Consider the following 2,131-nt stretch of genomic DNA (forward strand, 5'->3'; position numbering starts at 1 on the left):
ACGCTGGCCAACGTGGCGGACGGCAAGGCGAACAACGACGCGGTGAACGTGCAGCAGTTGAAAGCAATAGGCGCGAACATCGACAGCAGCGGCAATGTGACGGGCGCATTCGTTGCCTATGACGACACGTCGAAGAACACGATCACGCTGAAGGGCGCAAACGGTTCGACGAAGATCACGGGTCTCAACGACGGCACACTGTCGGCATCGAGCACGGATGCAGTCAATGGTGCTCAGTTGTACCAGACGAATCAGACTGTGGCGAACGTCGCGGGCAATGTGACGAACCTTGCCAACATCGTCAATAACATCACCAATGGCGGCACTGGCGTCAAGTATTTCCACGTCAATTCGACCTTGACCGATTCGTCGGCAACGGGAAGCGACGCCGTGGCGATTGGCGGCAATGCGAAGGCGACGGCAAGTAATTCGGTGGCGTTGGGTGCAAACTCGTCGGCCAGCCGCGCCAACACGGTTGACGTGGGTTCGCGACAGATCACCGACGTGGCAGCAGGTACGCAATCCACGGACGCGGTGAACCTGGCGCAGCTGCAGGCTGTGGGCGCCAACGTCGACTCAAGTGGCAATATTACGAACGCTTTTGTGTCGTACGACAACACGACGAAGAACACGATCACGTTGAAGGGCGCAAGCGGCTCGACGAAGATTACCGGCCTCACTGCCGGTACGCTGTCGGCGACGAGTACGGACGCGATCAACGGCACGCAGCTGTACGCGACGAACCAGAACGTGATGAACGTGACCAACACGGTGAATAACATCACCGGCGGTGGCGGCGTCAAGTATTTCCACGCCAATTCGACGCTGGCGGATTCGTCCGCAACCGGTACGGATGCGGTCGCGATCGGCGGGAACGCAAAGGCGACGGCAAACAACTCGGTGGCGTTGGGCGCGAACTCGACAACGGTGTCCAATCTGTCTGCGGCAGCGTATCTGGCGGCAAGCGGCACTCTGTCTGGAACGACGCCGGCAGGCGAAGTATCGGTGGGTTCGGCTGGCAATGAACGTCGTTTAACGAACGTAGCGGCCGGTGCAGCAGCGACCGACGCAGTGAACGTGAGCCAGTTGCAGGCAGCTGTGACCGCGGTCTCCGGTACGGCTTCGGCTAACGCAGTGCAGTACGACTCTGCGACGCACAACAAGATCACGCTGGGCGGTGCTGGCTCGACTACGCCCCCCGTTGTGCTGTTGACGAACCTCGCCAACGGCGCGGTCACCTCGACCAGCAGTGACGCGGTGAATGGTGCGCAGCTGTACAGTACGGCAAACAGTGTGGCGACCGCGCTGGGCGGTGGTTCAAGCGTGAGCCCGAGCGGCACGGTGACGCTTCCGAGCTACAAGCTCAGCAGCGGGACGTATACGGATGTCGGCGCGGCGCTTGCCGGTGTAGACAGTACGGTCAGCACCATCAACAACACGATCAGTGATACCACCAAGTACATCAAGGTGGTGTCGGCGTCGTCTGCGGCGCTTGCGACTGGCGGCGAAGCGGTGGCGATCGGCGGCGGAGCGTACGCGGCTGCGAAGAATACGTTGGCCTTGGGATCGGGCGCTCGCTCAGCGTTCGCAGATTCGGTGGCGATTGGTTCGAACTCCTCCACTAGCGTGGCGAACACGATTTCGGTCGGCGCGAAGGGCGCGGAGCGTCGTATCATGAACGTCGCAGACGGCGTAACGGACACTGACGTGGCAACCTTCGGTCAACTGAAGGCGTTGCAGACTTCGGTGTCACGGCAGCTTGCGCAGCAGCCGAGCGGCGTGAAGTCGCTGCTTCTCGCAGCAGCGCCGGTTACCAGCTACATCGCGGTAAGTTCAAATGTCACCGTGGGTACTACGACGTCTACGGATAACGCGCTAGACGCGATGGCGATTGGTCCTACGACGACTGCACTGGGCGAAGGTTCGCTGGCCGTCGGTGCCGGTGCTGTAACGGCGCGTGCCGGCTCTACCGCCGTCGGCACCAGAGCAGGAGCTCTGGCTTTGAACACGACAGTCATTGGATCCGGCGCGACGACTTCCAACTACGCCGACAATGGTGTCGCGATTGGCTACCAGGCTAATTCACAAGGCGCTGATTCGTTGGCGCTCGGCTCTCGCGGCCAGACGAATG

General features: G+C 61.2%; 1 protein-coding gene. It reads left to right on the forward strand.

Translation table 11 applies throughout. From position 1 onward, the window contains the following. Positions 1-2,131: YadA family autotransporter adhesin (locus DLM46_RS38810; protein WP_482811938.1), on the forward strand; the 2,131-nt coding region annotated here is incomplete at both ends.

The sequence above is a fragment of the Paraburkholderia lacunae genome, assembly GCF_003353175.1.
Taxonomy (GTDB): Bacteria; Pseudomonadota; Gammaproteobacteria; order Burkholderiales; family Burkholderiaceae; genus Paraburkholderia; species Paraburkholderia lacunae.